This window comes from Exiguobacterium sp. A1_3_1, assembly GCF_048985645.1.
Lineage (GTDB): Bacteria > Bacillota > Bacilli > Exiguobacteriales > Exiguobacteriaceae > Exiguobacterium_A > Exiguobacterium_A indicum.
The window spans coordinates 1-23,226 of record NZ_WBYY01000009.1; the positions used below are offsets into that span (position 1 = coordinate 1).

Here is a 23,226-nt window from a genome sequence, read left to right on the forward strand (position 1 = left end):
ATGAACGGGGAACAAATCTTGCAGACATTGCAGGTAGCGTTAACGTCCCCAATCGAAGCTAAAACAACCCTTGCAATCAAAGTCGTCTTAGACGTGACGGAGTGGCAAGACCAAGACGTGTTGCAATTCCGAGTCGCACAAGCATAAGGCTATGCTTTTTGTTTACAGAATGGGAACGAACGATTTTTGGAAGAAGAATGTGGTATAATTCGCGCAGGAGCGTGATGTTATTATGTTATGGACAGCGTCCATTGTCTGTTTCATCGCTGCATTGCTGATTACCCCCGTTGTCAAACGTTTTGCCATTGCAGTGGGCGCGGTGGATAGTCCGGATGCACGAAAAGTACATGTTCGAATCATGCCACGTCTAGGTGGGCTTGCGATTTATATCTCATTCATGATCGGATACTTTATCTTACAACCATCGAGTCCATATGCGACTCATATATTAGTCGGTAGTTTCGTGATCATCATGACCGGTATGTTAGATGATCGTTTTCAACTGAATGCTAGGCTGAAGTTAATGGGACAAATCGTAGCGGCAGTCATTGTTTTAAATGGTGGGATTCGAATCGAATTCATCAATTTGCCGTTTGATCAACAGCTGTATCTCGGGTGGTGGAGTGTGCCATTGACCTTCCTGTGGGTCATCGGTATCACGAATGCCGTCAATTTGATTGATGGTTTAGACGGACTAGCTGCTGGCGTATCGAGTATCGTCTTGTTGACGCTAATCAGTTTAGCTGTGATTCAAGGGAACGTCTACGTGACGATCGTTGCGATCCTCTTGCTTATGAGTACGCTCGGTTTTCTGTTTCATAATTTTTATCCGGCAAAAATTTTCATGGGAGACACGGGTTCGCTGTATCTTGGATATATGCTGGCCGTACTTTCCCTACTTGGATTCAAAAATGTAACTTTATTCTCACTTGCTGTACCAGTCATTTTGCTCGGGATTCCGATTTCAGACACGCTGTTCGCTATCGTGCGTCGTATGTTACAAGGGAGACCGCCGTTCGCACCCGATAAAGAGCACTTGCATCACCGCTTACTCGATTTAGGATTTACGATGAGACAAGCCGTTTTAGTGATTTATGGACTTTGTGGTGTGTTCGGAATGACGGCAATCCTCTTTTCGCAAACGAATTCGCTCGGTGCTTTTATTTCTCTCGTTATCTTATTGATCGTACTAGATATTTTAGTCGAATCGTTGGGATTGTTAGGGGATAAATATCGACCCATTCTCAAACTATTAGAACGTCTTACAACGAAATGATTTAAAAAGATCGCTCATCTCAATGTGCGGTCTTTTTTTAAGGGAGATGAGAAAATGCAAGAAATAAATAAAAATGAACGCATTCAGTACTTGGATATTTTGAGGGGATTTGCTTTATGTGGCATTCTATTTGTCAACATGCCAAGTTTTCTTGGCGATCGACCGAATGCGATGATGGGAGACGTCGATCAAGCGATTCGTTTGGTGTTTGACCTCTTCATCCAGACAAAATTCTATACGCTGTTTAGTGTCTTGTTTGGAGCAGGTTTTTATCTGTTCATCCAGCGTTTGCAGCAAAAAGGATTACCGAAGACAATTTTTGCACGACGTCTCGGAATTCTTCTCGTCATTGGACTACTACACTTATGTATTTGGCAGGGAGATATTTTACATACGTATGCGTTGACCGGTTTTATCTTATTGTTATTTATAAAAACAAAGCCGATCACGAAGCTCTTGTTTGCGATAGCATTTCAAATCTATGCCCTTTTGCTCTACCTACTTATTTTCTTTGGGGCTCGTCAATTGGGCGACACTCCCGTCGTCGAGCTAGATAAGACACTTCAGTCGTTCGTCGCATCGCGCGATCTCCTCGGATTTTTATCACATCACGCGACAGTTCAATTACCGGAAGCCCTCATGAATTCTGGTGTCATTTGGCCAGAAATTTTATCCCTGTTCTTGATTGGAGCCTATTTGATGGAACGCTTCAGCACAGCGCCACCGACGAATCGTTTCCTGTGGTGGACGCTTGGAATTAGTTTACTCCTGACACTTCCATCATTTGCAGGAATCATACAGGCGCATGCTGACGTACCAGACGGATCCATCAATCTATTTTACGTCTGGCTCTCAGGACGCACGCTTGCGATCACCTATGCTTGTGCCGTTGCGCTACTCGTTCGTGCTGGACGCATGCAATGGTTTGCTGGACTGGGACGGATGGCATTGACGAATTATTTGATGCATACAGTCGTCTTTACCGTGTTCGTCTTCTTCAGTGGACAACATGGAACGACACCGTTATGGCAAGGACTGTTACTCGTTTTCCTGCTTTTGATCGCACAAGGTGTTGCTTCAAACAGATATCTCCAGTTTCATCCACAAGGTCCCATGGAGAAATTGTGGCGAAAAGGGACTTATGGAAAGAAAAATCGTTGAAGTTCACAAGAACTTAACATCTTTTATGTAGAATGAAGGATGGAGGTGAAACATGCATCGTTTAATTGAAATCTTTCTTGTATCGTTCAAGCTCGGACTGACGTCGTTCGGAGGTCCGGTCGCCCATCTCGGGTATTTTTATGAAGAATATGTCAAACGGAAAAAATGGATTGATGAGAAAGCATATGCTGACTTAGTTGCGCTCTGTCAATTCCTCCCGGGTCCCGCTTCGAGTCAGGTCGGAATGGGAATCGGTTTGATCCGTGGAGGCGTAGCAGGGGCGATCATTTCCTTCGTCGGCTTTACGTTACCGTCGAGTATCGCCTTGATTCTGTTCGCGATTCTTGCGACACAGTTCGATGTCGCAGAAGCCGGATTCATTCATGGCTTGAAACTCGTTGCGGTTGCAATCGTTGCTGACGCCGTCCTTGGCATGGGAATGAAACTTGCGACAGGCGTCAAACGGATGACGTTGATGCTACTGGCGCTAGCAGGCGTACTCTTGATCGCACATCCACTGGCACAAGTCGGTGTCTTGTTGCTCGCAGGTCTTCTTGCGTTCTTCTGGTTTAAAGAAGAGACGGAGACGGGTGGGTCCTTGTCGATTCGCGTACCACGCCTACTTAGCATCACGGCACTCGTCTTATTCTTCGTCTTACTTGCCGTCACACCGTTTCTCGCTCAAGCAACGACGGGAACCGTCCAACTGACGAGTATTATGTACAGTGCCGGTGCCCTCGTCTTTGGTGGCGGACATGTCGTCTTGCCATTCCTTGAGCAGACACTCGTACCTGGATTGATGAACACGGATACGTTCCTTGCTGGTTATGCCGCTGCACAAGCGGTACCAGGACCACTCTTTACGTTCGCGACGTATCTCGGTACGATCGTTTCTGGTGTTTCTGGAGGAATTCTTGCGACGCTCGCGATCTTCCTACCAGGATTCCTACTCGTCATCGGTGTTTTACCGTACTGGGATCGTATTCGGAAGAATCAATCGGTCGGTCGGATCTTGATTGGCGTCAATGCTGCCGTCGTTGGTATCTTGCTTGCCGCTCTTTATGATCCAATCTTTACGTCAAGCATCAAGAGTGGTCTTGATTTCTTGATTGCCTTCGGTTTGTTCTGTTTACTTCGTTTTTATAAACAGTCGCCGTTACGAATCGTGTTGATTGGAGCCGTTCTCGGATTCCTATTCTTTTAAACCGCACAAAGAAGCAGCAGACAGGCGTCTGCTGCTTCTTTGTTTTCGCTTAATGAAGCTTTAAATTCGAGTCAAAAAGACAAGTTCGATATCGTGGCGCCACTCACGTTGGACTTCCGTAAAGCCAAAACGAGCGTAGAGCGTAAGGGCAGGAAGATTACGCGCACCAGTCATGACATGCTTCACGTGATCATGCTGAAGCAGGTGGTGCAGTAAGGATTGGGCGATGCCTTGGCGAAAATATTCCGGATTCACAACGAGGCGCGTGATCGTCCCATCAACATATGTGATCGCACCGACTACGTTATCATGCAAAAGATAAACGAACCCGTTCGGTTGCTCCGCTTCGATGTCATCGATCGTTTCCGCTAAAGGTGGAAAGTCTACTGTTTCCAGTAGACGCGCTTCGACTCGATAAGCAAGACGTTGAAGTTCTAGCAAAGCTGCATGATCAGTTGATCGTAGTCGTCGTATCATCCGTCGCCTCTTCTGATGTCGTCATGTCAGTAGCATCATCAGCAGGTAAATTGAGCTGTTCTTTTAATGTTGTTTTAGCTTCGGCAAGTGAAAGTGGATCGATTTGATAGTAATAGACGCCATTGATTTTCGTATCTGATCCCGTTAAATCAATACGATTAATGGATCCGAGTGATTTGACGAACGGTTGTAGCTGGAAGGCTTCCGTTAGTGACATATTCGTTTTGAAGTTATCGCCTGTAGCATCCATCAAGTCATTGAGTTTCGTGATCGAACCGAAGGAAGTCGACTGTTCGATAATCGCTTGTACGATTTGTTGCTGGCGTTTTGTACGTCCGATATCACCCTCAGGGTCTTCATAACGCATTCTGGCGTAGGCCAACGCTTCTTCCCCATTGAGTGTCTGCTGACCAGGTTCGAGTTTGATACTGTTTCGTTTATCGGAAGAGTCGAGTGTGTCGATCGGTAGTTTGACGTCGACATCAATACCGCCAAGCGCATCGACGATAGCAACGACACCATTAAAGTTGATGGAGGCGTAATAGTCTACAGGAATATCAAACAACGTTTCGACTGTCTCAATCGTTGAATCAATTCCTCCATAAGCATACGAATGGTTGATTTTATCTTCATATCCGACAGAAGGGATTTGTACGAGAGAATCTCGAGGGATGCTGACCATGTCTACGGTTTGATCTGTTTTATTGAATGTGGCGATGATCATCGTATCAGCGCGAGAAGATGTGTCTCCGGGACGTTCATCCGTTCCGACAAGCAAGACGGAGAAATGGTCCTTCGTCAAGTCGACTGCCGCTTCACGTTTTTCTGACTTGTCTCCACGTGCTAAGTCGACTTTTGTCTCATTAGCCGTTTGAAGAGTCTTGTTGGCGACGTAAGCGAATGCTGCACCGCCAGTTACTAAAATGATCAAAAATAAAAAAACAAGACGCTTGAACCAAGAACGCTTCTTTTTTTTCTTTGACCGTGATCGTATCGGTTCATCCATTTCAAGTACTCCTTACTTAACAGAATTATTAAAAAACTTTCGGAATCTTTACAATCAGTATAGCAGGTCAGGAAAGAATGTCACGTTCGAGGTAGCGAAAAGCACCTTCTTGGAAGTGGGCTTGCGCATTCGTCAGATCTGTCATCCATTCAATAAAGGTAGGAACATCTGCCGTTTTGACTAAGACATCGACTTGAACTTGATCCAAATAATGAATCTGATCAATTGGATGAATGCTTGATCGAAGTTCATTCTCAATTTTTCCAAGCCACGTATAGTCAATGTGCACTTCTACCACTTGATGCTGAATCCGTTCAACGACGCCGATTGCATTCAATGCTTCCGAGACGCTTGAGCCATAGGCACGAATTAATCCACCGCCACCAAGCTTAATGCCGCCAAAATAACGTGTGACCACAACAACGGTATCGCGTAAATCTCTTTTTTTCAGTACTTCAAGCATCGGGACGCCTGCTGTTCCGCTAGGTTCACCATCATCACTCGCTTTTTGGATTTGATTTTGTTCCCCGATGACATACGCAGAACAGTTATGATTTGCATCATGATGCTTCTTTTTAATCTGCGCAATGAAGTCTTGTGCCTCTGTTTCGGAAGAAATGCGAGAAATATATGTAATGAATCGAGACTTTTGAATAATGATTTCGTGGAAACCGTTTTCTTTTACTGTATAATAATGAGATAATGTCATACTATTAATGTCCTCCTCGTTGACTAGTTCTTTCTAGCATAACGACGTTCAGAGAGAGAGACAACCATTTGAGTGGTAAGGACCGGAGGGAGTCACGATGACGCATGAAATGAAGGAGCGACTGTCGTTGAATGATATCGTACAAAACATCATTGGTGTCGTAGAGGAAAGTCGCGAAGAAATCGTTCGGATCACGGAGGATTCGAGAGAGCAATATGCTGAAATCCAGCAAGAATTGCGCGACTTGAAAGTTCGTGTCCATGATTATATAAAAGAAGCAGAGCGACTAGAACGTCATATTAAGGATGCCAAGACACGACTAGTCATCGTCAGCAAAAATTTCGAAAACTATTCGGAGCAAGATGTTCGGAAAGCCTATGAAACAGCGAACTCACTACAACTGGAGTCGTTTATCAATCAACGGGATGAGATGAATTGCCGGAAGCGGCGTGATGAGTTGGAACGTCGTCTCATTCAGTTAGACGAAACAATCGAACGAGCGGATATGCTGATTGGACGTGTATCCGTTGTCTTGAATTTTTTGACGGACGATATGCAAGTCATGAATGAGAAGTACGAAAAAGCGATGCAAAAACAGGAAATGGGCTTAAAAGTTTTTCAATCTGCTGAAAACGAACGACGGCGGTTATCTCGCGAAATGCATGATGGTCCAGCGCAGACATTGGCGCACGTATTGATACGTGCGGATCTGATTGAAAAAATTCATCAACACAATGGAGCAGAAGCTGCTTTTGAGGAAATTCATCGTCTTCGTGTCTTGATTCGAGACGGATTAGCGGACATTCGTCGCATTATTTATGATCTCCGTCCAATGACGTTGGACGATCTTGGTTTCGTCCCGACGCTTGAGCGGTATTTACGACATATGCAAGAAATTTCGAATATTGAGATTCAATTTAAATACCTAGGTGGTGGCGAACGGATCGACTCCACCTATGAGGTCGCGGTCTTCCGGATCGTTCAAGAAGCTGTCCAAAATGCCGTGAAGCATTCCAATGCAAAGGACATTCGTATTATCATAGAACAATATCAACATTCCATTCGCATTCACGTAAAGGATAACGGAGTCGGATTCGACTTCGACTCGATCGTCGACTCACATGACGAGTCGTTTGGATTGATCGGGATGCGTGAACGCATTGAATTGATCGATGGAGAATTCGAGGTCGAAACGTACCCTGGGGGCGGGACGGTCATCAAGGTAAAGATTCCGATCGAGGAATCCGAAGCGAGAGGGGAAACACTGTGAACAACGAGCAAGTGAAAGTAGTCATCATTGACGATCATCAGTTATTCCGTGAGGGAGTAAAACGAATTCTTGACTTCGAGGAAGAGTTCGTAGTCGTAGCGGAAGGAGAGAGCGGCGTAGATGTCATTCCTCTCGTCGAAGCACACCAACCAGACATCGTATTGATGGATATCAATATGCCACAAGTCAACGGTGTCGATGCAACGAAACGTTTAATGGAAGTACACCCGGAAGTTCGGGTCATCATCTTATCGATCCATGATGATGAGACATATGTCATGCACGCCTTAGGAGCGGGAGCCGTCGGATATTTATTGAAGGAGATGGCGACGGATGAACTCGTCAACGCGATTCGTTCCGTCTATCGTGAAGGTGGATATGTACACCCGAAAGTGACACCAAATCTACTTCAGGAATACAGACGTCTCATGAAGATGAAACAAACGATGGCGTCACAACCCGTTGAACGTCAGGTGGCTGAGGCACCACTACACGTATTGACACGGCGTGAATGTGAAGTTTTGCAGCTACTGGCAGATGGATTCTCGAACCGTGCGATTAGCGATACATTATATATCAGTGAAAAGACAGTTAAAAACCACGTATCTTCGATTCTTCGGAAAATGAACGTTCCAGACCGCACCGGTGCGGTCGTCGAAGCGATTCGCCGAGGATGGGTCGTCGTCGTATGAACGGATAGGAAGACGGGAGCAGGACTCCCATCTTCCTTTTTTTATCCACTCAGAAGTGCTACACTTATAAACGATTGTGACGTATGAAAGTATACGTCACGACGGAACTATAAAAGCGAGGAAATCACGGATGAGTCAGATTGTGATCGTAACGGATAGCACTGCCTATCTGCCAACAACGTATTGTGAAGAACATCAAGTGCACGTCGCACCGCTTAGCGTCATCTTTGAAGGGGAGGCTTATCGGGAAGGATTTGATATCTCGGTTGCTGATTTTTATGAACGGATTCGGACGGGTAGCCTTCCGACAACTTCACAGCCGAATATTGGAGATCTCGTTGCGACGTTTGAACAACTGCCAGAAGGAACGGATATCATTGGCATCACCCTTTCAAGCGGGATCAGTGGGACATATCAAGCGTTGCACACGATCAATATGATGATTGATCATGTGAACGTCCATCCTATCGACTCACGTATTTCCTGTATGCCGCAAGCGTTTCTCGTCCAAGAAGCGGTTCGTTTGCGAGATGCAGGAGCCACGGCGGAAACGATCGTCCATCATTTAGAGGAACTAAAAGAGCGCATTCGTGCGTATTTTGTCGTGGATGATCTCGAACACCTCCAACGCGGAGGTCGTCTCAGTGTCGCGCAAGCATTCGTCGGTTCGTTCTTAAAGATTAAACCCGTTCTTCATTTCGTTGACGGAAAAATCGTTCCGTTCGAAAAAATTCGAACGTTCAAGCGAGCCGTCAACCGAATCGAAGAGATGATGCACGAAGATATCGAGGGAGACGGAACCGGGTATACAATCGGCGTCATTCATGCAGAAGATTCTACGAAAGCAGAACAGGAAATAGCATCCTTACAGACGAAGTTTCCAAATGCTCAAATCGAGATGAGTGTATTTGGTCCAGTCATCGGTACACACCTCGGACCGGGCGCGATCGGTATCACATGGTACAAAAAATAAGATGAAAACACATTGACGGAGTCTATCGTCAATGTGTTTTTTCTTGTCCAGATATATGAGATAGAAAAACTATTTTTTGAGAAACCGCGTATTCCATCCATACATCTCTTATACAGCATACGTTGTCGATTTTCCCATTCGTCAGTCAAGATGAAGCAAATGGGAAACGAAGGAAGTGAAGCAATGGATATACGCGGGAGATGGATTTCAGCAAAACAGATGGAAACCCGATTGCCGACGCATCAACTCATTCCAGCCGTGACGTTTACGTGTCAGCGGTGTGGAGCCTTTCCGGTCAAAGGCCCTTGCACGTGCGGAAAACGTTGCTATTATTGTCGACGATGCATTGCTTATGGGAAGTTGCGCACATGTGATCAGCTCATTACGGATACCCGTCCGCTCGATCCGGTACATCCAGCACAGCATCAACCGATTCGTTTGACACCTGCTCAAACGACTGTCGCGACGGCTATCGAACAGAAGATTCTCCGTGGTGGGAGGTTGCTAGTTCACGCGGTTTGTGGAGCAGGGAAGACACCGATGTTCTTCCCCGGTATCGAAAGAGCATTGGCGAACGGAAAGCGTGTTCTTGTGACGGCGCCACGTGCGGATGTCGTCCGTGAATTGACGCATCATATCAAACAGGCATTTCCGACTGCTCACGTCGTATCTTTATATGGTGGATCAGCGGATCGTCTTCTCTTAGGTGAAATCACGGTCAGCACGACACATCAACTGATTCATTACCGGTCTTGTTTTGATGTCGTCTTATTAGATGAAGTCGATGCCTTTCCGTTTCATATGAACTGGACGCTACATCGATACGTCAAACGGGCGATGACGCAAAAAGCAGCGTTGATTTTATTAAGTGCGACGCCATCGATGTGGCATCGTCGCTATCCGACAGTACGATTAATGCGGCGTTATCATGGACATCCCTTACCGGTTCCCCGATTGAAGTCACCGTTTACGATGCAGTCGATCGTTGAGTGGTTGCATCAGTATGAACAGCAACCGCGTCTCGTGTTCGTCCCCCGAATCGCAGCGCTCGAAGCATGGCAAACACGATTGAAAGAAGTCGGTATTGATGTGACGACCGTCCACGCGGAAGATCCAGACCGCATTGAGAAAATCCAAGCATTTCGTACGACGAACGGTATTTTGCTCACGACGACGATTTTAGAGCGTGGCGTGACGATCTCTAACGTACAAGTGGCCGTCCTGGATGCTGATCAAGGGTTTAGTACGAAAGCCTTGATTCAAATCAGTGGTCGTGTCGGACGAGATGCGGCTTACCCGGACGGGGATATTTCATTTTTCGCCAATGATCGGTCGGATGCCCTATTTTATGCCATCCATCAGATTCAAAAAGCGAATCGATGGACGACTTCATGAAGTGTTTATGCTGTCAGCATGACTTTATACCTAACTGGGAACTGAGTAATATGTGGACTAGCCAAAACATTTGTAATCCCTGTAAAATGAAATTTGTAAAAAGTGGTGGATGTGTGGACTGTGGCAAACCAGGTATCGATCTCTGTCAGGACTGTCGACGATGGCAAAATCTCGGTTTACCACTTCATACCCGTACGATGTATCTTTACAATGAGGAAGCGAAGGCATTCATGCATCGTTATAAATTTTTAGGAGATACTGTCCTAATTCGGATGTTTACTGATGAGTTGAAGAAGGTAAAAATGAGAAGAGGATGGATCGTTCCGATTCCGCTTAGCCGTGACCGCTTGTCTGAGCGAAAATTCAATCAAGCAGAAGAAATCGCTAGACGAATGAATGGGAAGGTCACCTTAGCATTAAAGCGCGACGAAGGGACACCGCAGAGTAGGAAATCAAGAGAAGAACGTCTTAAACGATCGAATCCATTTCATGTCACGAAAGAAGTTGCAGGGAAAAATATCTTGCTGGTCGACGATGTCTACACAACAGGAATAACACTCCGGCAAGCGATGGTGCGTCTCAAGGAAGCGGGCGCAAGTGAAATTTCTGCAGTAACTTTATTTCGGAGTATTTAATATTTCGTCATTCCTGCCGATACTCTGAATGAGGTGAAGGAAATGGATGTAGTAAACTGCAAATCTTGTGGGAAAATTTTCATGAAACAATCTTCTGATCTTTGTCCGACGTGTATGCGTCAAGATCATCTGAATTTCGAAAAGGTACGCGAATTCTTGCGAGAGCGGCGGAAAGTCCGAACTTCACCGAATGATGTCGAGATACAAACAGGAGTCAAACGCGAGACCGTCTTTCGTTATATCAAGGAAGGGCGCTTGTTGATTTCTGAGATTTCTCAAATGGAAATCACGTGTGAGAGTTGCGGAAAACCCTCTCATGAAGGGACGATTTGTGCTGACTGTCGTGAAAAATTGCGACGTGACCTCGCCCAAGCGATGCAAGATTCTGTGGACCCTTCGAAACCGAGAACGTATCGAACTTAAATCAAGAATCTCGTAATCTAGAAAGCAGGTGTTCACATGCGAATTGATTCGACTAAATGGGTGAACATGCCCAAGACGTATGAAAGAAATCAACCCGTAGAAGGAACCGAAACAAAACGAATGAATCGAACAGACGAAGTGACGATTTCAAAAGAAGCACGCGTGCGCTTCGAAGGAACGACTTCATCGCGGGCAGATAAAATTGCCTCCCTTAAACAAGCCATTCAGGATGGAACCTATAAACCGGATGCGAATAAAATCGCGGAACGTTTCTTGAACTTGTAATAAGGTGAATGAAACTGACATTAGAAGCGACTCGGGGCACGGATGCGCGGGTCGCTTTTTATATGAAACGATAGCAAGGTAGTAAAGTAGTCGGACTCATGATAAAAGGAGCAAACACGATATGGAAATCATCCGACAGTTGACGGAGGCGCATGAAGCGTTACTAGCGCTCGCACTCTCGAAAAAAGAGGCATTGATTCAAAACGACATGAGTCGCCTTTCGAAAATCGTCAAGGAAGAACCCGTTTTGCTAAAACGCATCGCGACATTAGAGCAAGAACGCATCGAATACATGGGAACCGTGACGATGACGGAGTGGATCGCGTCACACCCTGAAGATGTCGAAACGCTTCGTGCTCTCTTAGCGACGATGGGGCAACTGCGAAAAGCGAATGCGCTGAACGCAGAGTTATTGGAACAATCGTTACATTACATCGAATGGCATTTGCAATTGCTCGTACCGGAAGCGGATGACTTTACATATGGTCAATCGACGTTTGACCGGACACACTTCAATCGAAATGCATAAGGAGGAAGTCGAATGGGTTCAACATTCATGGGGCTTGAAACGGGACGTCGTGCGCTGACGACGAGTCAATGGGCGTTACAAGCGACAGGAAATAACGTATCAAATGCCGGAACAGCAGGATTTTCAAGACAGCGTCTCGTCCAAGCGACAACGGAACAACTTTCGGTCTCCCTAGGCGGCGGAAAAAACGTTCAATTCGGAACCGGTGTCCGTGGAGAACTCGTCGAGCGATTACGTGACGTAATGGTCGATAAACAATATCGCGATGAATCGACGAAGTATGCGTACTATTCAACGAAAGCAGCAGCATTCGGGCGAATGGAAGATATCATCAACGAACCGTCTGAAACGGGGCTCGCGAAAACACTCGATAGTTTTTGGGCATCGTTACAAGGATTGTCAAAGAACCCGCAAGACTCGGGAGCGCGAAGCGTCGTTCGGCAGCAAGCGGATACCGTGTCAAAGACATTCAACTACTTAGCGACTTCTTTGACGAAGGTACAAGGGGACTTAAAGAATGAACTAGACGTCTCGACGAAAAAAGTAAATGATCTCCTTCAGAAAATCTATAACGTCAATACACAAATTCACGAAATTGAACCGATTGGCGTCTTGCCAAACGACTTATACGATGAACGTGATCGTTACTTCGATGAATTATCGACATATGTAGATTTCGAAAAGGAATCAATCGATGCATCGGACATCGTCTCAGGCAACATGGGGAATGCGGCGAAGATTGCGGAAGGTCGTGTAAACGTCAAGCTGATCATGCCTGGCGGGGTCACCTCTGAGGTCGTCAATATGAAGACGGATACAAAAGCACGTTCGATCGAATTCACGACGGATCCTACGACAAAAGCAATCACTGGATACAACACTACAACAGGACCAGTTTTATTCACAGCATCAAATAGCTTTTCAAACGGTAAACTTTGGGCTTTATTACAAATGCACGGTTACCAAAGAGATGGTGAAACGACACTGACAGGTGAATATCCTAAGATGCTCGATAATCTAGATAAGATGGCTGCTGCTTTTGCGAAGGAATTTAATGATGCTCATTCAAAAAACTTCATTAAATCCAAGGATGCTTCTGGAACTGTCAGCAATACGTATGGGACAAATGAATTTTTTGTTGCTTCAGATGGTGGAACGGTCAAGGCCGGAACGATTTCAGTCGGAGATACGATTTGGAAAGACCTTTCGAACATTATGAGTTCACGAGACGGAAATATCGGGGATGGTTCTGGGGCATTGATCTTAGCCAACATCAAAACAACATCATTGAGTGATTTAAGTGCTCCGATCGGTTCGTTCTATCAATCAATCATCGGTGACATGGGGGTAGCGACAAGCCAAACGATTGACCTAGGAAAAAATGCTAGTGTTTTGATGGAGAATGCCGATCAACGCCGAATGTCAGTCTCAGCAGTCTCACTCGACGAAGAGATGACGATGATGATTCAGTACCAGCATGCATATAACGCAGCGGCGCGAAACATCACGACGGTCGATGAAATGCTCGATAAAATCATTAACGGTATGGGATTAGTCGGTCGCTGATAAGGAAGGAATGAGGACATGCGGGTCACACAAACGATGCTGACGAAGACGAATATTGGTCATTTATCTTCGAGTTACCAAAAACTAAGTACGTTACAAGAACAACTAATTAGCGGTAAAAAAATTCAAAAGCCGTCTCAAGATCCAGTCGTTGCAATGCAGGGGATCCGGTACCGGACAGAAGTCCGGGAAGTCGATCAGTTCAAGAAAAATGTCGATGAAGCGACAGGCTGGATGGACCTAACCGATTCTGCTTTAGATGAAGTGACGTCTGCCATGCGCCGGATCAACGAATTGACGACACAAGCAGCAAACGATACGTATGATGGCACACAGCGGAAAGCCATCCAAAGCGAAGTTGGACAGTTGATTGAACACATCGGGACACTGGCGAATACGAAATATAACGAGAAGCAAATCTTTAACGGTACACAAACGGATCAACCGTTCATCAATATGGAAGAACTGAAAGCATTTTTAAAAGACACTGTAAATACCGCAGACGTTGATAAGATTTTTACAGAAACCCTCGGAACAAGTGACGGAAAGATCGAGTATGAAGTGTCTTCAGGAATCAAGGTACAAGTCAACGTCACACCTACAGATGGTGGTGACGGTGGTGTGTTTGGAAAAGATACGTTCACGACGCTAAAGAAGTTATTTAATGCACTCGGTGGTACAAAAGCAGATGGAAGTCCTGGCAGTAGCACGAATAACGGAACTGAATTATCCGGCATGTTGAAAGACTTAACAGCGATGTTGAACAAAACGGTCGAAGTACGTTCGGATTTAGGGGCACGCGTGAATCGACTAGAACTAAATGCGTCGCGCTTAGAAGATCAAGAAATCATCGCAAAAACGGTCATGTCTGATAACGAAGACATCGAAACCGAACAGGTCATTATGGAACTGAAGTCACATGAAACGTTGCACCGTGCTGCACTCAGTGCCGGAGCACGCATCATCCAACCATCGTTACTTGATTTTCTTCGATAAGGAGTGAACCGGGATGAATCTTCCTCACTTAGAGATGCGACAGACCTCTGCTAAAATCGGTATGCAGACGACACCACTTGAGATGCGGCAAACGCAACGTCCGGCTGATCTTTCGATTGAACAACCGCAAGGGGAGCTAACGATTGAAACTGTAGCGGCTCGTCTCGAAATCGATTCGTCGCAAGCTTGGATCGAGATGGGACGAATCCCAGCATTCGAATCCGTCAGACGGTATGCGGATCTTGGTCAACAAATGGTACGTGAAGGAACGGGACGCGTCGCGAGTGAAGGAGATCAATTGATGCGGATCGAGCAAAAAGGCGAGGTCATCGCGCGGATTGCGAAGATGAACGATACGCCTCCAGCAGAAGTGACGACGATGGGCTTCATTCCTCGGAGTTTGGACCGGGTTAAAATTAATTTCACACCGGCTGAAGTGAATGTTCGTTACACTGCTCGTAAGCCGGTCATCGATGTCACGACGCATCGTCCGGAACTAGAGGTCACAGAAGGGAAAACAGACATTTTCCTTCGGGAACGAAATCAGCTAGATATGTGGCCAGTGGGCGGCATATACGACGAGAAAGGATAATATTATGCAAATCGAAACAGATTTTTTTGGGGTGATTACGATCGAGCCAAGTGAGATCATTACCTTCGCTTCTGAATTACCGGGGTTTCCGGATGCCAAACAATTCGTCTTGTTGCCGTTCGGAGAAGGCGTACCGTTTTGGTCCTTCCAATCCATTGATCAGCCGGAATGCGCATTCATCGTCACGAATCCTTTTTGGATTGATCCAGATTATGTCTTTGAGTTAACGGATTCTGCAAAAGAACAGTTGAGTATCGAAGAAACAGCGCAAGTCGCTGTATACACGACGGTGACGTTACGTGAGCCTTTCCAGGAATCGACGACAAATTTACGTGCACCATTCGTTATGGAAACGAAACAGCGGCTCGCGAAACAAATCATCTTAGAAGATACATATCCGAATCGTCAAAAGATTGGAAGTCTGACAGAAGTAGGTGGACGCTGATGCTCGTATTAAAACGAAAGAACGGCGAAGCGATTCAAATCGGAGACGATATCGAACTGACGATTCTTGCAATTGAAGGAGATCAAGTTAAGCTCGGAATCCGTGCTCCGCGACAAGTCGACATCCATCGGAAGGAAGTCTATTTAGCCATCCAAGAAGAGAATACGGAAGCATCACGGAGTACAGGGTTGATCGGACAACTCTTGAAACAACAAGAAAAGTAAGGTCAAGTGAATGCCAGTGTATCCTCTCGTGATTCAGGCATTCTCTTGAAAAAAGAATACAAATCGACTCCCTGCACGTATCATACGAGTGCAGGGAGTCTTTCTTATCATGAAATAAATGCTCAAACGCGTTGAATCGTGTATAGTAAATGGAGAAGAAAAGAAACCTTTTGAATCAAAGAGGGAGTTGTCAGGAATGAATGAGACGAAGCAGCTGAAAAAAGACGCGAACCGTGTACTAAAAGCGACGAGTCGCACCTTCTATATCCCGATTAGTCGACTATCGCAAGACTTACAGGAAGCGGTCGGTGCTGCTTATCTATGCATGCGTGCCATCGATGAGATCGAAGACCATGAAGAACTAGCGACGGACATCAAGACGACGTTACTACGTGAGACGGCATTGATGATGCGTGGCACGTTCTCCGCTACGGCCTATCTCGAGTTGATCGCGCCTTACACGGCGCATCTGCCGGAAGTGACACTCCGTCTACCGGAGTGGATCGCCTATTGTCCGGCCGCAATTCGTCCGAAGGTCCTCGATTCGACGGCGGAGATGGCAGAAGGAATGGCGGTCTGGGCAGAGCGCGACTGGACAGTCAAAACAGAAGCGGATCTCGATGAGTACACGTATTATGTCGCTGGACTTGTCGGTGTGATGCTGTCAGACATTTGGTACTGGAAAGCAGGCATTGTCACGGATAAGCAACAAGCGATTGGATTTGGTCGTGGTTTACAAGCCGTCAACATTCTGCGTAACCAACAGGAGGATGCGGAGCGTGGTGTCGGTTACTTCCCACCTGGTTGGACGACGGATACGATGTTTGCTTATGCGCGTGAGAATCTTGCAGAAGCCGACGCCTACCTTGCGTCCATTCCGAAGGAGACGACGATTTATGAATTCTGTCACATTCCACTTGCACTCGCGCATGGAACGCTGGATGCCCTTGCAAGAGGGAAGGAGAAACTCAGTCGTCCGGAAGTCTTGAAGATCGTCGGAGCTGCTGTACTAAAACGATAAGCACAAACGAACAAGCCGCCCGTTTCCATAGAGGAAGCGGGCGGCTGTTTTTGTCTGTCATCGTAAGATATACATCGTCAATCCAATGAGTGCGGAACCGATCCAAATGAGAAGAACCGCTCGTCCGTAAGGGAACCGATACCCGGCGCGACGCGAAACGAGTAAACCGATCCCCATGACCGTCAGTGCGATGAAAAACGTCAAGAACACGGAGAGTTGCTGCATTCCGATTTCCTCCTATCAGTGCAAGTCAGCTAAATACGCGAGCACCTTCTCTTCATAAGCTTTTCGGTCGTGGGCATACGACTGGACATGACCGCCGTTCTCTGTCACATAAAGTTCCGATCGTGGCGCTGCCTTTTGAATCTTCATACTTTCCGTCACTGGAATCGCATCGTCATCTTTCCCGTGGATCAACAGGATCGGGTAATCAATCCGCCGGACGGATTCAACCGGTTTGACGCGTTCGGGATTGAGTCCTGTCAACGGAGGTGTGATTTCTAGAATGATCGGTGTAAACGGAAAATTCGGTAGCCCGCTCCAAACCGGAAGATTCGTGGCGAGATAGTTTTCTAAATCACTGAATGGACTATCGGCGATGACGCCGACGACATCGGCATTCGGAGCGGTGACGAGCGAAGTCGCCGCACCCATCGAGATACCATAGAGCACGACCGGCTTCGCCGAACGTGACTTCGCGTACCGCACAGCCGTCAACAAGTCGTCTTGCTCCTTGGCTCCGACGGTGACGCGTTTGCCGTCTGATTCACCGGAACCTCGGAAATCAAACGTCAACACATTGTAGCCGGCATCATGAAATTTCTTAAAGAGCGGTAGAACCGGAACATCTTCTTGCTCCCGATTCTTCCCGTATCCATGCGCAAAGACGATTGTTAACTTTGCATCCTCACTCGGCATCCACCAGCCGGATAAGCGGGTCCGATCTTTATAGGACCGGAATGTCACGTCCTCATAGTCCAGATTTTCTGCCTTCTTCGGATTTGTCGTCAATGCCTCGCGCTCCGGTTGTGTCAAGGATGAGCCGACGTAACCAGAAATACCGACGATGATGACGACGACTAAGGTGACGATGATGATGATGGTAGCGATGATTTTTTTACGATGTTTTTTCCACACCCGCGTTCCTTCCTTTCGTTCGGTTAATGGATATCTTTTTTCTTGAAGCGACCGCCATGGACATCATGGATGTTGCCGATCGCAATAAAGGCTTGTTCATCAAAGTCACGAACGATGTCCTTCAACTTTGATTCTTCCAAGCGACTGATGACACAAAAAATCACTTTTTTCCCATCACCCGTAAAGGCACCTTCTCCATTTAAGTATGTCATGCTTCGTCCGAGACGATCCATGATCGCAAGACCAATCTCTTCATAGTTCTCGGAAATGATCCAGACGCTTTTCGATTGATCGAGTCCATCGATGACGACGTCGATCGTCTTGAAAGCGACGAAATATGTAATCAAGGAATACATTGCTCGGTCCCATCCAAAGACAAAACCAGCGGCTCCTAAAATGAAGACGTTGAAGAACATGACGATCTCTCCGACTGAAAACGGTGTCGATCGGCTAAACGAGACAGCAAGAATCTCCGTTCCATCGAGTGATCCACTCGAACGGATGACGATGCCAACACCGATTCCGAGAATCAATCCACCAAAGACGGTTGCGAGTAAGTCGACGCTTGTCAACGGACCGATGTGTTCGAGGAGTTTCGTTGCGATCGCCATGATGAAGATCGCGTATAACGTCGATAGGGCGAACGTCTTCCCGATCTGTTTGTAGCCGAAGAAGATAAACGGGATATTCAGGAAGAATAACCAAAAGGCGAGGGTCGTGTCCGTGACTTTCGAGCCGATGATCGAGATCCCGACGATTCCGCCATCGATGATGTTATTCGGAACTAAGAATCCTTTCAGACCGATTGCAAAGATGATGGCACCGATCGTTAGCATGAGGAGACGTCGAAAGAGTTGACCTTTCGTCGAACGACGATGATGTTTTATCGGTAGTGGGGACTGCATGTCATTCCTCCCATCTAGAGTAAATTACTTTAAGATTACTATAACAAAAAAGCACGAAGACGTCTGTGAACGTCTTCGTGAGTGAGTCAAGGGGTGTAACGTAACGATTGGAAGAAGCGCATGATCTGTTCGGCTTCCGTTTCGTTCGTATATTCCCCCATATATTGTCCGTCTTGCTGACCGATGATCGTGACAGTACAGGTGACGAGTTGCAGCCCTTCGTTTAATCGAATCTCACACGTCGCTGCATGTGAAGGAAGGGGTGTCTCAGTCGAGAAATACAAGACCTTCGTACTCGTCTGATGTGCCTGTAAGTCAGAAAAAGCAAGCGTGAAGGACTCCGTATGATGCGTCAGCATCCGGATCTTTCCGGGAACGGAAAACCGTGGAACTGTATCACTCGACAGGGCACAAGCCTCGATTGGATAGAGGATTTCGCGGATTAAAAATCCTTCCATCACATCACTCGGAACCGGTCGACTGAAGAGATATCCTTGGATGCGTGGACATTCGAGCATCCGAAACGTATCGAGCTGCTGAATCGTCTCGATGCCTTCTGCTACGACATATAGGTTAAATTCGTTCGCCATGTACAAGATACTTTTAACGATCGCTTGCGCTTTCGCATCATCGTAAATGTGCGTCGCGAACTGACGATCGATTTTGATGACGTCGATCGGATAACGTTGCAAATAGACCATCGAAGAGTAACCTTTACCGAAATCATCTAAGGCGATCCGGACACCCAGGGCACTGACCGATTCAAGTGTCCGACTCGTCATCGGATCATCCATGATGAGGGCCGCTTCTGTGATCTCAAGTTCAAGCAGGGCCGGGTCGAGCGCATATCGTGTTAAGGTCTGTTCGATTTGATGCTCGAATCCTGGAATCAACAGCCGCTTTGGTGAGACATTGATCGAGATCGGGACGAGTGAGGCACCGGTCTTGGACCACTCGTTCATCTGACGGCAGGCTGCTTCGAGGGCCCAGTCCCCGATGTCGATATGCAGCGCACTTTCTTCTGAAAGCGGAATGAAGTCGTTCGGCGGGATTCGTCCCCATTCCGGATGTTGCCAGCGAATCAAGGCTTCCATTCCGACGATCTTCCCCGTCCAGCTATCGACCTTTGGTTGGTACTCGAGGAATAACTGATCACGTTCAATGGCATAATGCAAGTCTTGCTCCAAACGATAGCGCCGGTAATAGTCAATATCGAGATTCGAAGCATAGTGATGAAACGCACTGTGATCGTCGCGTCGTGAGCGGCGGAGTGCTGTGTAAGAATGCTTTAATAACTCAACGGCGTCCGTGCTGTCTTGAGGATAGCGACTGATACCGATCGAAACCCGGGCGAACAAAGCGTAGGGTTCAATTGAAATCGGGTGTGTCGAGATCGCAAGTAGTCTTTCCGCACACGGCGTGACATCTTGTTCATAGTCGGTCGAGACGAGCAGTGCATATTCATCCCCACCGAGGTGACCAAGAAAGACCTCGTCCGGTTTGACATCGTTTAAGCGGGCAGCTGTCGCTTGGAGCCACTGATCGCCGGAACCGTGACCGAACGCGTTATTGATCTCCGTAATACGGTTGAAAGAAACCGAGAGAACGAAAAAAGGAACAGTGCGTGCTTGCCACGATTCAATCGTCTCAATCAGTGCTTGGCGATTCGGAAGACCGGTCACGACGTCCCGGAGAGCGAGTTGCCGTAACTGTTCTTCGTACGCTTTTTGTAACGTGATATCATGCAAGATGCTGTTGGAATACGCAATCGATCCGTCAGAATGAAAGATTGGAATTTGTTGATCCTCGACCCATTTGATCCGCCCATCGGGAAAACGGAGGCGATACTGAAGTGTTCCGGCATGTCCTTGTAACAAGCGTTGCATGAACTTTCGCATCGCATCGTGATCTCGAGGATCGATTCGCGACAATAACCACGTATCATTTAAAATCAAATTTTTTGGTAACTCCTCGTAGATGTGCAAAAAACCTTGCGAATGAAATAAAATCCGTCCGGTCGTCAAATCAATTTGTGAGATCGCCGCGTTCACAGCCTCATAAATGTCACGGGCTTGTGCGCGTTCCATCTTCAATTGTTGACGGGCCGCATCGATTTCCGATAAGTCATACAAGACGATTGAAGCCTGATGCGCATGGCCTGCGCGACGTACTGCCTTCAAGCGCAACAATTGATACGAACCGTCTGACGTCAACAAGGACAGCTCTTGTTCGAACTGATCCTGCTTTCCTGCTGCCATGCGCTCGATTTCAAAGCGGAGCGGGTCAAAATCCCAAGGATGAATCCGTTCGAGTAACCGTTGTTGCTCGATTGATGACTGATCCTCCCTTAAACCGAGAAACTTCAGGAGCGAAGGCGAAGGCTCGATTTGATGCGACCGCAAGTCATAATAGAATAAGACTAACTCAGGCACTTGCTCGGTCAGCTCCAGTTGGGAGCGAATTTCCGAGACGTCTTCTTCGAGTTGTTTTTCGCGTGTCACATCACGCGCGACGCCATAGACACCGATGACATGTCCTTCCTGTTCAATCGGCATATTCGTGATCTTTAAGGTGACGAGATGTTGGTCTGCGTGCAATCCTCTTGCTGTATAATGAACCGTTTCCCCTTGTAACGCACGCTGGAAAAATTGCGAGACCGCCTCCATTTGATCCGGAGGATTAAACACGGAAAAGTGCTCGTATAAGGTATGTTCCGAGTATCCTAGGATTTCTGGAAGATGTTCATTGAAATAGATAATCGTACCAGCAGCATCAAAGACAAAAATCGCATCGGTTTGATGATGGAAAAAGGCTTCTGATTGTTCAAGACGAGATACTTCAAGCCCGCCGATATGAATCGGTGCCGTATCTGATCGTCGGATTGTTTTCATGGCCTCAAAAAACGCCATCTCTTCACCTCCATACGTAGTAACGCTTCAGTCTTACTATCGGATGAAGGGGAGAATCGTTGCAATGATTCCTTAAACAATAGACTATTATTTCAAAAAAACGAATGGAAAGTTAGAAAACGATGCAATTTTATTTCAAAATTAAGAGGTCAAGTACGACAAAAAACGAAGCTCAACGGTATGAGCTTCGTTTTATATGTTAAATCGCTAAATCGATCGAAGTGTCACTGGCGTTCGGATCCGCATCTGCTCCTTGATCCGGTGCGCCTGGCATGTCACCATCCGGACCATGTCCGTGTCCTGGACCATGACCATCGCGTGCTGGACCTTTTTTGAGGTCAGCGTAGCTTGAGACATCATCTGCGCGGGACTGGATGTGTTCCTTGATCTGTTTCGCTTGTTTTTCTGTCAGCTTGCCATCTTTGACTTGTTGATCAATCGCAGCAGTTTGTGCTGCCAGGACGGCTTTCTCGAAATCGGCGTAAGCAATCTTGTTTGCTTCCGCGAATTCAGGTAAGGGTTGATTCGCTTCCTTGAACTTCGCTTCATCGAGTCCAAGTGCTTTTAGAATCGCTGACGTCGAGTCGCCGAAGACACCACCTGGTCCATGGTCACCACGCTTGCCGTGTTCGCCGCGCTCCGGAAGATCGTCGTAGCTCTTCGCGTCCTTATATTCCTCAGTCAGACGAGACTTGATTTCCGTTGCTTGTTTTTTTGTCATCTTTCCGTCTTTGACGAGTTGATTGAGTTCGCTCGTTTGCGCTGCAAGCAATGCTTTTTTATAGTCGGCGAACTTGATCGACTGTGCCTTCGCATAAGCAGCAAGCGATTGATTCGCTGCGTCGAACTTCGACTGGCTCAGTCCAAGTGCCTTCAGGACGTCAGCGATCAATGATTCATTGAAGAAACCTGGTCCACCGTGGCGACCCATCGGCATTTTGTCTTTGAGTTCAGCGTAGCTCTTGACGCCGCTGAACCGTTCCGTTTGGCGCTTCAACATGTCGTCTGCTTGTGTTTGCGTTAAGTCGCCTGATTTAACGAGACTTGCGAGCTGCTCCTTCGCTGCCGCGAGTTCCGCCTTCTTGTAATTAGCGAACGAGATCCCGTTTGCTTTCGCGAGATCGGCGATCGATTGTCCTTTCTCGCGGGCAGCGTCTGCCTCAGCTTGTGTCAGGTTCAATTTTTTCAAGAGTAACGTCATGTCGTGCTTTTTCATACCTTCGAAGTGGTGCCCGTGCTTCGCTTGTTTTGTCGTGCTCGAGTCGTCGTTCGTCGCAGCATATGCTGACGCGCCTCCGACTGTTAATGCGCTAATTGTCAATGCAGTGATCCATTGTTTTTTGAATGTCATGGGATGATCACTCCTTTCACCTTTTATGGTAGAGGGTCACGAAAG

25 protein-coding genes are annotated in these 23,226 nt (G+C 46.9%); 17 read left to right on the forward strand and 8 right to left on the reverse strand.

Going from position 1 to position 23,226, the window contains the following annotated elements; all coding sequences use genetic code 11:
- Positions 1-232 precede the first annotated feature (232 nt).
- The 3 genes from F8N00_RS01950 to chrA are packed head-to-tail and all read left to right on the forward strand — an operon-like array spanning position 233 to position 3,641.
- Entirely contained in the window at positions 233-1,276 is a 1,044-nt protein-coding gene (locus tag F8N00_RS01950; protein ID WP_023469304.1) for a glycosyltransferase family 4 protein, read from the forward strand.
- Positions 1,277-1,330: 54 nt separating this feature from the next.
- A complete protein-coding gene (locus F8N00_RS01955; protein WP_410756193.1) occupies positions 1,331-2,437 on the forward strand; it encodes a DUF418 domain-containing protein in 1,107 nt (368 codons plus the stop codon).
- A gap of 52 nt (positions 2,438-2,489) precedes the next feature.
- Entirely contained in the window at positions 2,490-3,641 is a 1,152-nt protein-coding gene (chrA, locus tag F8N00_RS01960) for a chromate efflux transporter (protein WP_075642829.1), read from the forward strand.
- Between the two features lie 60 nt (positions 3,642-3,701).
- Here the strand turns inward: chrA and F8N00_RS01965 are convergent, their stop codons facing one another.
- From F8N00_RS01965 to F8N00_RS01975, 3 genes are all read right to left on the reverse strand, one after another.
- A complete protein-coding gene (locus F8N00_RS01965) occupies positions 3,702-4,118 on the reverse strand; it encodes a GNAT family N-acetyltransferase (RefSeq protein ID WP_410756191.1) in 417 nt (138 codons plus the stop codon).
- Entirely contained in the window at positions 4,093-5,124 is a 1,032-nt protein-coding gene (locus F8N00_RS01970) for an LCP family protein (RefSeq protein WP_023469301.1), read from the reverse strand. Before F8N00_RS01970 ends, F8N00_RS01965 begins: the two co-directional genes overlap by 26 nt.
- Positions 5,125-5,191: 67 nt before the next feature.
- Positions 5,192-5,833, reverse strand: coding sequence for a YigZ family protein (locus F8N00_RS01975; protein WP_023469300.1), 642 nt, complete (start codon positions 5,831-5,833; stop codon positions 5,192-5,194).
- Positions 5,834-5,930: 97 nt separating this feature from the next.
- Here F8N00_RS01975 and F8N00_RS01980 point away from each other — a divergent pair, with 97 nt between their 5' ends.
- The 14 genes from F8N00_RS01980 (at position 5,931) to F8N00_RS02045 (ending at position 16,879) form a co-directional block, all read left to right on the forward strand.
- The gene (locus F8N00_RS01980) at positions 5,931-7,103 is read left to right on the forward strand and encodes a sensor histidine kinase (protein WP_023469299.1); all 1,173 of its coding nucleotides are present in this window, start codon (positions 5,931-5,933) and stop codon (positions 7,101-7,103) included.
- A complete protein-coding gene (locus tag F8N00_RS01985; RefSeq protein ID WP_023469298.1) occupies positions 7,100-7,795 on the forward strand; it encodes a response regulator in 696 nt (231 codons plus the stop codon). Before F8N00_RS01980 ends, F8N00_RS01985 begins: the two co-directional genes overlap by 4 nt.
- A gap of 130 nt (positions 7,796-7,925) precedes the next feature.
- The gene (locus F8N00_RS01990) at positions 7,926-8,768 is read left to right on the forward strand and encodes a DegV family protein (RefSeq protein WP_023469297.1); all 843 of its coding nucleotides are present in this window, start codon (positions 7,926-7,928) and stop codon (positions 8,766-8,768) included.
- A 183-nt stretch (positions 8,769-8,951) separates the two neighbouring features.
- The gene (locus F8N00_RS01995) at positions 8,952-10,163 is read left to right on the forward strand and encodes a helicase-related protein (RefSeq protein WP_410755472.1); all 1,212 of its coding nucleotides are present in this window, start codon (positions 8,952-8,954) and stop codon (positions 10,161-10,163) included.
- A gap of 113 nt (positions 10,164-10,276) precedes the next feature.
- Positions 10,277-10,798 carry a ComF family protein gene (locus F8N00_RS02000; RefSeq protein ID WP_235515939.1) on the forward strand — a complete coding sequence of 174 codons (522 nt, stop codon included), beginning with the start codon at positions 10,277-10,279 and terminating at the stop codon, positions 10,796-10,798.
- Positions 10,799-10,879: 81 nt separating this feature from the next.
- Positions 10,880-11,221, forward strand: a complete 342-nt coding sequence (locus F8N00_RS02005; RefSeq protein WP_083639939.1) for a hypothetical protein — start codon at positions 10,880-10,882, stop codon at positions 11,219-11,221.
- A 36-nt stretch (positions 11,222-11,257) separates the two neighbouring features.
- Positions 11,258-11,506 carry a flagellar biosynthesis anti-sigma factor FlgM gene (flgM, locus tag F8N00_RS02010; RefSeq protein WP_023469293.1) on the forward strand — a complete coding sequence of 83 codons (249 nt, stop codon included), beginning with the start codon at positions 11,258-11,260 and terminating at the stop codon, positions 11,504-11,506.
- 121 nt (positions 11,507-11,627) lie between these two features.
- Positions 11,628-12,035, forward strand: coding sequence for a flagellar protein FlgN (locus tag F8N00_RS02015; RefSeq protein ID WP_055969024.1), 408 nt, complete (start codon positions 11,628-11,630; stop codon positions 12,033-12,035).
- A 12-nt stretch (positions 12,036-12,047) separates the two neighbouring features.
- A complete protein-coding gene (gene flgK / locus F8N00_RS02020; protein ID WP_410755473.1) occupies positions 12,048-13,601 on the forward strand; it encodes a flagellar hook-associated protein FlgK in 1,554 nt (517 codons plus the stop codon).
- A gap of 18 nt (positions 13,602-13,619) precedes the next feature.
- Positions 13,620-14,597 carry a flagellar hook-associated protein FlgL gene (gene flgL, locus F8N00_RS02025; protein WP_035396201.1) on the forward strand — a complete coding sequence of 326 codons (978 nt, stop codon included), beginning with the start codon at positions 13,620-13,622 and terminating at the stop codon, positions 14,595-14,597.
- Between the two features lie 13 nt (positions 14,598-14,610).
- Positions 14,611-15,189, forward strand: a complete 579-nt coding sequence (locus F8N00_RS02030; RefSeq protein ID WP_023469289.1) for a DUF6470 family protein — start codon at positions 14,611-14,613, stop codon at positions 15,187-15,189.
- 4 nt (positions 15,190-15,193) lie between these two features.
- Positions 15,194-15,634, forward strand: coding sequence for a flagellar assembly protein FliW (gene fliW / locus F8N00_RS02035; protein WP_041255192.1), 441 nt, complete (start codon positions 15,194-15,196; stop codon positions 15,632-15,634).
- Positions 15,634-15,858, forward strand: coding sequence for a carbon storage regulator CsrA (csrA, locus tag F8N00_RS02040; protein ID WP_023469287.1), 225 nt, complete (start codon positions 15,634-15,636; stop codon positions 15,856-15,858). The genes fliW and csrA overlap by 1 nt, the downstream gene beginning before the upstream one ends.
- Positions 15,859-16,054: 196 nt before the next feature.
- Complete coding sequence (locus tag F8N00_RS02045) at positions 16,055-16,879, forward strand: squalene/phytoene synthase family protein (protein ID WP_023469286.1); 825 nt, start codon at positions 16,055-16,057, stop codon at positions 16,877-16,879.
- A 57-nt stretch (positions 16,880-16,936) separates the two neighbouring features.
- Here F8N00_RS02045 and F8N00_RS02050 read toward each other — a convergent pair whose 3' ends face one another.
- The 5 genes from F8N00_RS02050 to F8N00_RS02070 all read right to left on the reverse strand — a co-directional run bounded on the left by F8N00_RS02050 (position 16,937) and on the right by F8N00_RS02070 (position 23,181).
- Positions 16,937-17,104 carry a hypothetical protein gene (locus tag F8N00_RS02050; protein WP_156357207.1) on the reverse strand — a complete coding sequence of 56 codons (168 nt, stop codon included), beginning with the start codon at positions 17,102-17,104 and terminating at the stop codon, positions 16,937-16,939.
- 15 nt (positions 17,105-17,119) lie between these two features.
- Entirely contained in the window at positions 17,120-18,016 is an 897-nt protein-coding gene (locus F8N00_RS02055; RefSeq protein WP_023469284.1) for an alpha/beta hydrolase, read from the reverse strand.
- Between the two features lie 23 nt (positions 18,017-18,039).
- Positions 18,040-18,921 carry a YitT family protein gene (locus F8N00_RS02060; RefSeq protein ID WP_035396207.1) on the reverse strand — a complete coding sequence of 294 codons (882 nt, stop codon included), beginning with the start codon at positions 18,919-18,921 and terminating at the stop codon, positions 18,040-18,042.
- A gap of 86 nt (positions 18,922-19,007) precedes the next feature.
- Positions 19,008-21,830 (reverse strand): EAL and GGDEF domain-containing protein, encoded by a 2,823-nt coding sequence (locus F8N00_RS02065; RefSeq protein ID WP_421017668.1) that lies wholly within the window; start codon positions 21,828-21,830, stop codon positions 19,008-19,010.
- Positions 21,831-22,029: 199 nt separating this feature from the next.
- A complete protein-coding gene (locus tag F8N00_RS02070) occupies positions 22,030-23,181 on the reverse strand; it encodes a hypothetical protein (protein ID WP_421017669.1) in 1,152 nt (383 codons plus the stop codon).
- Positions 23,182-23,226 lie beyond the last annotated feature (45 nt).

Excerpts from the sequence above, each read along its gene's own strand:
- F8N00_RS01950 (WP_023469304.1), top strand. The coding sequence starts at position 233 with ATGTTATGGACAGCGTCCATTGTCTGTTTCATCGCTGCATTGCTGATT.
- F8N00_RS01955 (WP_410756193.1), top strand. The coding sequence starts at position 1,331 with ATGCAAGAAATAAATAAAAATGAACGCATTCAGTACTTGGATATTTTG.
- chrA (WP_075642829.1), top strand. The coding sequence starts at position 2,490 with ATGCATCGTTTAATTGAAATCTTTCTTGTATCGTTCAAGCTCGGACTG.
- F8N00_RS01965 (WP_410756191.1), bottom strand. The coding sequence starts at position 4,118 with ATGATACGACGACTACGATCAACTGATCATGCAGCTTTGCTAGAACTT.
- F8N00_RS01970 (WP_023469301.1), bottom strand. The coding sequence starts at position 5,124 with ATGGATGAACCGATACGATCACGGTCAAAGAAAAAAAAGAAGCGTTCT.
- F8N00_RS01975 (WP_023469300.1), bottom strand. The coding sequence starts at position 5,833 with ATGACATTATCTCATTATTATACAGTAAAAGAAAACGGTTTCCACGAA.
- F8N00_RS01980 (WP_023469299.1), top strand. The coding sequence starts at position 5,931 with ATGACGCATGAAATGAAGGAGCGACTGTCGTTGAATGATATCGTACAA.
- F8N00_RS01990 (WP_023469297.1), top strand. The coding sequence starts at position 7,926 with ATGAGTCAGATTGTGATCGTAACGGATAGCACTGCCTATCTGCCAACA.
- F8N00_RS01995 (WP_410755472.1), top strand. The coding sequence starts at position 8,952 with ATGGATATACGCGGGAGATGGATTTCAGCAAAACAGATGGAAACCCGA.
- F8N00_RS02005 (WP_083639939.1), top strand. The coding sequence starts at position 10,880 with ATGAAACAATCTTCTGATCTTTGTCCGACGTGTATGCGTCAAGATCAT.
- flgM (WP_023469293.1), top strand. The coding sequence starts at position 11,258 with ATGCGAATTGATTCGACTAAATGGGTGAACATGCCCAAGACGTATGAA.
- F8N00_RS02015 (WP_055969024.1), top strand. The coding sequence starts at position 11,628 with ATGGAAATCATCCGACAGTTGACGGAGGCGCATGAAGCGTTACTAGCG.
- flgK (WP_410755473.1), top strand. The coding sequence starts at position 12,048 with ATGGGTTCAACATTCATGGGGCTTGAAACGGGACGTCGTGCGCTGACG.
- flgL (WP_035396201.1), top strand. The coding sequence starts at position 13,620 with ATGCGGGTCACACAAACGATGCTGACGAAGACGAATATTGGTCATTTA.
- F8N00_RS02030 (WP_023469289.1), top strand. The coding sequence starts at position 14,611 with ATGAATCTTCCTCACTTAGAGATGCGACAGACCTCTGCTAAAATCGGT.
- fliW (WP_041255192.1), top strand. The coding sequence starts at position 15,194 with ATGCAAATCGAAACAGATTTTTTTGGGGTGATTACGATCGAGCCAAGT.
- csrA (WP_023469287.1), top strand. The coding sequence starts at position 15,634 with ATGCTCGTATTAAAACGAAAGAACGGCGAAGCGATTCAAATCGGAGAC.
- F8N00_RS02045 (WP_023469286.1), top strand. The coding sequence starts at position 16,055 with ATGAATGAGACGAAGCAGCTGAAAAAAGACGCGAACCGTGTACTAAAA.
- F8N00_RS02050 (WP_156357207.1), bottom strand. The coding sequence starts at position 17,104 with ATGCAGCAACTCTCCGTGTTCTTGACGTTTTTCATCGCACTGACGGTC.
- F8N00_RS02060 (WP_035396207.1), bottom strand. The coding sequence starts at position 18,921 with ATGCAGTCCCCACTACCGATAAAACATCATCGTCGTTCGACGAAAGGT.
- F8N00_RS02065 (WP_421017668.1), bottom strand. The coding sequence starts at position 21,830 with ATGGCGTTTTTTGAGGCCATGAAAACAATCCGACGATCAGATACGGCA.
- F8N00_RS02070 (WP_421017669.1), bottom strand. The coding sequence starts at position 23,181 with ATGACATTCAAAAAACAATGGATCACTGCATTGACAATTAGCGCATTA.